12 protein-coding genes and 1 pseudogene are annotated in these 7,594 nt (G+C 45.5%); 5 read left to right on the top strand and 8 right to left on the bottom strand.

Annotation, left to right across the window (positions count from 1 at the left end; all coding sequences use genetic code 11):
• Window positions 1–171 precede the first annotated feature (171 nt).
• The 4 genes and pseudogenes from tnpA (MO867_RS19730) to MO867_RS19715 all read left to right on the top strand — a co-directional run bounded on the left by tnpA (MO867_RS19730) (window position 172) and on the right by MO867_RS19715 (window position 2,194).
• Window positions 172–462: an IS66 family insertion sequence element accessory protein TnpA gene (gene tnpA / locus MO867_RS19730; protein ID WP_252472301.1), complete on the top strand. Its 291-nt coding sequence runs from the start codon at window positions 172–174 to the stop codon at window positions 460–462.
• Between the two features lie 5 nt (window positions 463–467).
• The gene (gene tnpB / locus MO867_RS19725; protein WP_252472299.1) at window positions 468–818 is read left to right on the top strand and encodes an IS66 family insertion sequence element accessory protein TnpB; all 351 of its coding nucleotides are present in this window, start codon (window positions 468–470) and stop codon (window positions 816–818) included.
• A gap of 78 nt (window positions 819–896) precedes the next feature.
• Window positions 897–1,957: pseudogene (locus tag MO867_RS19720) on the top strand (IS66 family transposase); the annotation flags it as partial.
• 12 nt (window positions 1,958–1,969) lie between these two features.
• Window positions 1,970–2,194, top strand: a complete 225-nt coding sequence (locus tag MO867_RS19715; protein WP_373565912.1) for a transposase domain-containing protein — start codon at window positions 1,970–1,972, stop codon at window positions 2,192–2,194.
• A gap of 116 nt (window positions 2,195–2,310) precedes the next feature.
• Here the strand turns inward: MO867_RS19715 and MO867_RS19710 are convergent, their stop codons facing one another.
• The 5 genes from MO867_RS19710 to tnpA (MO867_RS19695) form a co-directional block, all read right to left on the bottom strand.
• Window positions 2,311–2,469 (bottom strand): DinB/UmuC family translesion DNA polymerase, encoded by a 159-nt coding sequence (locus MO867_RS19710; protein WP_252472293.1) that lies wholly within the window; start codon window positions 2,467–2,469, stop codon window positions 2,311–2,313.
• Complete coding sequence (locus tag MO867_RS19705) at window positions 2,429–2,662, bottom strand: helix-turn-helix domain-containing protein (protein WP_252472291.1); 234 nt, start codon at window positions 2,660–2,662, stop codon at window positions 2,429–2,431. Before MO867_RS19705 ends, MO867_RS19710 begins: the two co-directional genes overlap by 41 nt.
• Window positions 2,663–2,931: 269 nt before the next feature.
• Window positions 2,932–4,491, bottom strand: a complete 1,560-nt coding sequence (locus MO867_RS19700) for a class I adenylate-forming enzyme family protein (protein WP_252472289.1) — start codon at window positions 4,489–4,491, stop codon at window positions 2,932–2,934.
• 62 nt (window positions 4,492–4,553) lie between these two features.
• Entirely contained in the window at window positions 4,554–4,733 is a 180-nt protein-coding gene (locus MO867_RS24140; RefSeq protein WP_373565911.1) for a helix-turn-helix domain-containing protein, read from the bottom strand.
• 84 nt (window positions 4,734–4,817) lie between these two features.
• Window positions 4,818–5,168 (bottom strand): IS66 family insertion sequence element accessory protein TnpA, encoded by a 351-nt coding sequence (tnpA, locus tag MO867_RS19695; RefSeq protein ID WP_252472287.1) that lies wholly within the window; start codon window positions 5,166–5,168, stop codon window positions 4,818–4,820.
• Window positions 5,169–5,567: 399 nt separating this feature from the next.
• Here tnpA (MO867_RS19695) and MO867_RS24135 point away from each other — a divergent pair, with 399 nt between their 5' ends.
• A complete protein-coding gene (locus tag MO867_RS24135) occupies window positions 5,568–5,960 on the top strand; it encodes an IS4/Tn5 family transposase DNA-binding protein (protein WP_373565910.1) in 393 nt (130 codons plus the stop codon).
• Here MO867_RS24135 and MO867_RS19690 read toward each other — a convergent pair.
• The 3 genes from MO867_RS19690 to MO867_RS19680 all read right to left on the bottom strand — a co-directional run.
• Window positions 5,883–6,386: a hypothetical protein gene (locus MO867_RS19690; RefSeq protein ID WP_252472285.1), complete on the bottom strand. Its 504-nt coding sequence runs from the start codon at window positions 6,384–6,386 to the stop codon at window positions 5,883–5,885. The two genes, MO867_RS24135 and MO867_RS19690, sit on opposite strands and share 78 nt — an antisense overlap.
• Window positions 6,387–6,413: 27 nt before the next feature.
• Window positions 6,414–6,713, bottom strand: a complete 300-nt coding sequence (locus tag MO867_RS19685; protein WP_252472284.1) for a hypothetical protein — start codon at window positions 6,711–6,713, stop codon at window positions 6,414–6,416.
• Window positions 6,714–7,394: 681 nt separating this feature from the next.
• Window positions 7,395–7,594 (bottom strand): hypothetical protein (locus tag MO867_RS19680; protein WP_252472282.1); only part of this gene is annotated, 200 nt, incomplete at its 5' end.

Raw genomic sequence — 7,594 nt, 5'->3', positions numbered from 1 at the left:
CCACGCTGACAGCTTCACAGCAGCAAGTTAAACAGATCTCCCCAGATAAGAACGTTAACTTTCACTACACAACTGCATCATTTGCTCGTAAGCGGTACATAAACCACATTATTCAACTTGCTTTGGCAGACTGGCATGATGCCCTCTCCATCAACTTCGGAGGGAAACCCCATGAATCAGCGGCAGTGGCAAAGTCATGTCAGAGCCTACGAGAAAAGCGCTCAATCCAGGCGCACCTATACTCGTAAACACAACCTAAACTACTGCCAGTTCCTCTACTGGTACCGCAAACTAACTGAACAAACTTCGGTGTCTGATACCCCTGGCTTTGTTCCCGTGGATATCAAGCCTCCCACAGCCACTACGGGAAACCTGGGTGTATTAGAGTTCTCCAATGGCATAAAGCTGGTGATCAATAGTTCGGTGTTGTTGGCACAAATCCCTGGCCTTATGGAACTGTAAATACGGTGTGGCTACCGTTTAACACCAAAGTCTGGTTTTACCGTCAGCCGATCGATTTCAGGAAACAGATTGATGGTATCGTGCTGTTGGTGTCTGATACGTTACACAAAGATCCGACATCCGGTCAGCTCTTTGTTTTTCGTAATAAAAAGGCCGATAAAATTCGTATGCTCTACTGGAAAGATAATGGATTCTGGCTCCTTTATAAGCGAAATGAGAAGTCGAGGTTTATCTTTCCTGGCATTTCAAACGATGCCATAGAATTGTCGATTTCACAGCTACGGTGGCTGCTTTCCGGGTTGGACTTTACTCAGCAAGAAGAACCAGAAAAACTCTATTTTTCACACTTTTATTGATACGTATAGAGAATGGGAAATAGTTTCCCATGGTATAATCCACACATAAATTAACATCGGAAAACCCAATGGCTACCGATGATAAGCTACAGTGCCAGGCTGAAGAGCTTACACGTGAACTCAAACTGCTCGCTCCAACGATGCGAGCAGTTTGAAAAGGCTTACAATCAGCTATTGTTTCAATTCAAACAGCTGCAGCGCTCTCTCTTTGGTCGGCACTCTGAGCGATACGAAGATCCTGATGATCCCCAGGGATTGCTATTCGAAAGTGCAGAAGCTCGGGATGATGGTTCTGTAGAGGAAAACGAGGCTGATAACGGCAAAGACCAGAGTGATGTGGTTAGCATTGCGACACACAAGCGTCATAAAAAAACAAAGAAGTCCTTTGCCGGGCACCTGCCAAGAAAAGAGGTGGTAATCCCTGTCTCAGAACAGGATAAAACCTGTGCATGTGGTTGCCAAAAGAATCTCGTTGATTACGAACGCCATGAGCGCCTGAACGACATACCCCCAGTATATGAAGTGATTGTTGAACTTCGGGAGAAGGTTGCCTGCCCCAAAGGCTGTGCAGGCCAAATAGTTATTGCCCCCAAGCCAAAGCATATCCTAGCCAAGGGTAAGTTTATCGAATCCGTTCTAGCCCACCTCATAGTCAGCAAGCTTGATAATCGACAGTCGTTCTACCACCTGGAAAAGCAGTTTGGGACCCGCGCCGGCTTTAATGGCACGCTGCATTGCGATGCTGATCCATTTTTTGAATTGTTGTTTGAGCAGACAGCTGCAAACCTAAATTACTGCAATGCACATGCCCGGCGAAAATTCGAACCCATAGCGAGAGCGGCGCAAGAGGATGGGCTGGCAAAACGGGCAATGCTGTTTTATAAGAAGCTCTATCGGGTTGAGAGGAAAACCAAAGAGAATCAGCTGACCGAAAAACAGCGACACGATTTGCGGCAAGAGGAGCCCAGGTCGATTATGACTGCCTTTAAGTGCTGGCTGGATGAGCACTATCCGCAAGTGCTACCAAATCCACGCTGGGTAAGGCAATGAATTACTGCCTGAAATATTGGAAAGGGCTATGTGCATTCCTCAGCGATGGCCGCTTAGAAATCGACAATAATTTGACTGAACAGGAAATCAAACCCTTTGTCATGGCTCGAAAGAATTTCCTGTTTGCATCATCGGTCAATGGCGCTAAAGCACTGTGCCTGCACTTCAGTTTGATTCGCACTGCTAAACACCACGGCCTTGACCCCTACAAGTATTATGTAGAGGTACTTGAACAGATTCCTCATTGCCAGTCCGCTGAGGATTATGAGGCACTATTACCCTGGAATATCCAACTTGAGAAAGTTGGGATGGTCGCAGCCGCATGATATAGCGATGCTGCCCCCACCATATTTATCGATTGCCGACACTCATTTTTGGGATTTTCTGGCTGGGTATTCAACGACCCAGCTTGAATGCCTCGAATTGAGCACTTACCTGTGGCCTAGTAAGATCGCTTACACAGGCCAGCAATGGCCGTTCTCACCAGCCGCACAATCACCCGCGTATCGTCGGTAGGGTATGGCGTCTGCAAAACGGTGCTGCGGCTGTAGTAGTTGGGCTCATGGGGTGAGGTATGCAGAAATACATGAATCGACTTCACCAGAGATTTCTGTGTGCGTAGCTTCGTGAGTGCTCTTCGCACTGTAAGGGCTACAGCGGTTTAGCTCGCGGGAAATAGTTTTGTTGGAACGACTGAGTTGCTGCGCAATGGCTCGGGCTGAATAGTTCTGTCCGTTGAGGACTTCGATCTGGTATCGATCTTTGAGGGTCAGCTGGCTGGTGTGGGTTCCCATGGGATTCCTGACTTGTTTGTGTGGATGCTAACCAGCCTACAGCCAGCTGGCCTCCTTCGCTATCGCTAAGTGTGTCGGTTGCTGTGGGAATCTAGGTTCCAAGACTTGTTTACGTCTCTCTTAGGACGCCCCCCATGCCGGAAAGGCTGTTGAAAATTGGCTTAGCATAGGTGGTTATTGGGTAGACTTTTGAACACCCTCAAAATTTGTGGAAACTCCAGTTATCGACTGAACAGTACCCTTGTTACCGGCCCCTTTGACTCTAATCACTAATTTCGCTCTCGCCCCACGTGCTCCTCTGCAATCTGCCTAAGGGCTATTCGATCAACTTTACCTATAGGGCTCATTGGTAAGTCATCCAGAATTTTGATTACTATAGGCGCCTTGTAACCAATACGCGCTATTGCAAAATCAGCAACATCCCTGACAGAAGTAACAGACACACCTTTTTTTAACTTAATATAAGCCCATACGTTCTCCCCATGGATATCATCAGGAACACCGACTACACCGGCTAGATCGACAAAAGGATGCGCCATAATCGCACATTCAATTTCCTGAGGTGATAAATTGGAACCATCATGGACAATAATCTGTTTTTTTCGGCCACAAAACCAAAAATAACCTTCTGAATCAACGCGCATAATATCACCTGTATCAAACCAATCACCATCAAATACCTCCTCCGTTGCCTGCAGATTGCGCCAGTAGCCAGTCATCATGGGAACCCCTCTAAGCCATAGATTGCCATCTTCACCAATTGGAACCTCCCTCCCCTTATCATCACGCAGGCTCGCGCTATAACCTGGTGAAACGGTACCAATCGATCCAATCTTCGTTGATGATAATGACTGGTTAAAAAGACAGTCTGGAGCTTCTGTGAGACCGTACACTTCCTGAATCAACAAGCCTGTTTTGTGATCAAATTCATCAGTAAGGCTGACTGGGAGTTTGTCACCACCAGTGATGCACATCCTTAAAGATATAAAATCATCACATCTAGCACTGCTATCTCTCACCATCGAGATAAAAGGAGTGGGTATCATAATCAGAATAGTTGGTCGGTAACGTCTCAGTAATGAAAGAATTTCTCGACCTTCGAAGTCATTTGGAACGACTACCATCGCTCCTAGTGAAAGTCCTGCCAAGGCTGGCGAAAGCGACATAACATGTACGAGTGAGCTTCCTGGCAGGATGATATCCTCCTGTGAAAGTGCGAAAGTAGCAGCTGCACTTGCCACATTAACGCCAAAAGACAACTGGCTATGTGTAACACCCTTCGGCTTACCCGTACTACCTGTTGTAAAGAAAATAAATGCCGAGTCATTTAGATCCACTAAAGGCACATCCACAACTTGTCCATCGGTATAAAGCAAATTTTCAAAGCTTCGTTTATTTACAATCTTATCGCCGAAAGTAACGATGCCTTTTTTTAGATCATTAACACGTTTACAAAGCCGAATATCCTCGCAACGCTCAATAGAAACAATAAGTACTGCTGCATCACTTAGTTCAAGCGCATAATCAATCTCTAGTGGGGTATATCTATAGTTTAGCGGGACTACCACCAGCCCCACCTTCAAACATGCGAGATATAAAATAAGTATTTCGCCGCAGTTGGGCATTAGAGATGCGACCCTATCACCTTTACCCAGGCCCATTGCGATCAATCCCAAAGCAAGTGCATCAATATCCCTCTGCAATTCTCGCCAGGTCCAGACCTGACTCCCGGAAACAAGTGCCACTTCATCAGGCTTACTTTTCAGGGCCGGCAGTATGAGATTGGTTAAATTTGCAGGTCTCAACAATTGGAGGCTAAAAATTGGCACAGGCTACCCTCCTGACTAAGGCAAAAGCATCCTATTAATCTGAGATAATCGGAAACCGACACCTAGTCACAATTATAACGAACGTGAGCGCTCTCCGCACTGTAAGGGCTACAGCGGTTTAGCTCGCTTTTGTTGGAACGACTGAGTTGCTGCGCGATGGCTCGGACTGAATAGTTCTGCCCGTAGAGGACTTCGATCTGGTATCGTTCTTTGAGGGTCAGCTGGCTGGTGTGGGTTCCCATGGGATTCCTGGCTTGTTTGTGTGGAAGCTGCCAGCTGGCCTCCTTCGCTATCGCCAAGTGTGTCGGTTGTTGTGGGAATCTAGGTTACAGGTCCATAAAGCCAGGGATTTGCGCCAATAATACTGGGCTATTGATCACTAGCTTTACGCCATTGGGGAACTCTAATACACCCAGGTTTCCCGTGGTGGCTGTGGGAGACTTGATATCCACGGGAACAAAGTCGGGGATATCAGACACCGAAGTTTGTTCAGTTAGTTTGCGGTACCAGTAGAGGAACTGGCTGTAGTTTAGGTTGTGGCGCGTTTGGTTTGAGAGCTTTTCTCGTAGACCCTGATATGGCTTTGCCATTGCTGCTGATTCATGGAGCTTTCCTCCGATGTTGATGGAGGGGGTATCATGGCAGCCTGCCAGAGCAAGTTGAATAATGTGGTTCATGTACCGCTTACATTTGCTCTACCCGTTAGATCACTAGGCCACCTCGCCTCCAGGCTAAGCCTTATAGGATGTTTCTGTTCGTCAGCTCGTAGTTTTTCTAGCGGCTTCCTCCCCACAATGCCTCGCGGTATTGCAGTTGCCATTCGCTAGTAGTTAGCATCTAATGGAATCCATTAAACGGTGATCTTCCTACAGGGGACTTTCACCCCATTAGTCCACGCCCATGCTGGGCGTACCAAATCAATTAACTACGCGCCTTCGGCGCCGGACAGCTTACGCTTCGTTCCAGCTGCCGGTTATTGAGGCGCTAAGTTTTATACACAGGTTTTCTAGTTTTATTATGTAAATCAATAAGTTACAGTTTGGCATAGTAAGAATTACAGATTTGGTTAGATTATTATGCAGGACTGGGTCATGGACGAAGTAAAAAATCAGGCTATGGGCGACACTCGATTGAATAAGCGCTTACCCAACATTCTCAGTAGTTTAAGTTCCGATCCAAAGAATAGTATTCCCTGCGCAAACAAAATTTGGGCAGAAACGCTTGCAGTCTATCGATTTATCGAAAATGATAAAGTCAACTTTGACTCTATTATGACCGGCCATAAATCGGCAACTCTTGAAAGAATCAAGGCGCAGCCCGTTGTTTTTATCCCTCAAGATACCACCTTTCTAAATTTTGCCACTGACTTAGAAACAACACTTCGGACAGTTTCATGCAGCTATAGCCCCGTAGTCACTGTACCGTTCGTAAATTCGGGCAACCTTTCCAAAACTTTGATCCAGATCTAACTCGTCAGAAATTCTATCCATAATGTGCTTATTGAACTTTCGACGCTTCCAGCTAGCAATTGAAATGACCGTTGCCTCATCCGTTTGTTTCGCATTTCTATCTTCGATTTTTAGCAAATTCAGAGCCACCAATGATTCATTGACATGCATGTTGATCGCCTCTTTTCGGATTGACTGACAATGAGCCAGACCAGTGTGCTGTTTTGCATCTCTGAATAGAAATTCTATTTGTAATACACGATCAGTGTCATTGCATCCAGTTCTGTGTGTGTGTGTCGAATACAGCAATGCGTGCCCCTCTTTGCCGCCCTTTATAGATTTAAATATCTCAACGCGAATTGTTCGTTTTAGAAATTTGGCATAAACAATTATCGTATATACTTCAGCTTTTTTATTCAGAGCTCCAGTATAGTCAAAGCGATGCACATCTGTGTCAAACTCAACCTTGCCACCCTATTTTCTTGGGCGACCAGAGCCTTTGTATGTTCCTTCATATAACCACGGTAAGTTTGCATCTATTCGCAACTTTCCAACAATGTACAACCCTGTTGGAATGATGACTGATGCAAATTCCACCTTGCTATAGTAGGCATTTTCAGCAAGATATTTAATACCGAGCGCCAGAATTTCTGTCGCAACTTTGACGGCATGATCGGCATATAGCTCAATTAGAAATCGACCTTCTTCGTCTATTGTCTGCTGAGCGCCCAAGGCATAGGCAGTACTCGATTTCAGATCAGTGATACTGATCATGGAACTTTCGAGACCCCACTATGATTCTCCGGCACTACCGTTGCAATACCATCCCAGTCCCTCCGTTTTTTGGCCTGACTTACAGACAAAACATGCATCTATAGCAACTACGCGTTCCTGGCTACAAGGAAACTCTCGTATGACTAATTTTTTATTGAACTGAGCGAAGTCAAAATCCCTATTTGACCAGCGGTGAAAGCGCTTCTCACTGGCTGAGCTGTATCGCTCTATATTCAGATAGCTTGCTTTCCCTTGGAAGACCATCAATACAGAAAACAGCATGAGCATGAATTTTCTTTGGAGCCTTTTAACGTTGAACTTTCGATCGAAAACAGCTTTTATCACGTCTTCCATGGGCAGGCATTGTTTTGATTTGGTTTGGTTTGATCTGGTGTATGAACCTTATATTCTCAGCATCTGCCTGTGGCTCCCCCTATTTTGCCTCTTAAAACTGTCCGAAGAATTTAATGTTATGATCCACTAGAAACAATAAATCCAACTCTTCCTTATCGACAACTATTGCAGCAAGTCCGTGCTCAACAACTGAGTAGAATTCCAGAGTTTCTTCCCTATAGAATAAGGACAGCTTCCCACCACCCTTCACTTGCATAGAGGACGAAAAACTAAATTGGCTCAGGAACCCCACATTAGGGGCAAACTGGGAGGTCCTCTGAATAGAGGTTAATCAGGTACTAATGCATTGGGGTATTCAACCAGATAGATACCTGGCTCCACTTCTGTCAGATCCAGTATATAGATACTATCGATTGGCCGCCGCTCTAAAGCAGAGCTTGATTTCATTTTAAATATATTTTTTCTTTGTACTACAATACTTCGGACAGTTTTAAGAGGTGAAATGGGTAGGAACCATGGACATGTAC

The organism is Microbulbifer okhotskensis (genome assembly GCF_023895975.1).
Taxonomy (GTDB): Bacteria; Pseudomonadota; Gammaproteobacteria; order Pseudomonadales; family Cellvibrionaceae; genus Microbulbifer; species Microbulbifer okhotskensis.
The sequence above is the reverse complement of the archived record's forward strand: the minus strand, read 5'-3'. Positions and strand labels throughout refer to the sequence as shown.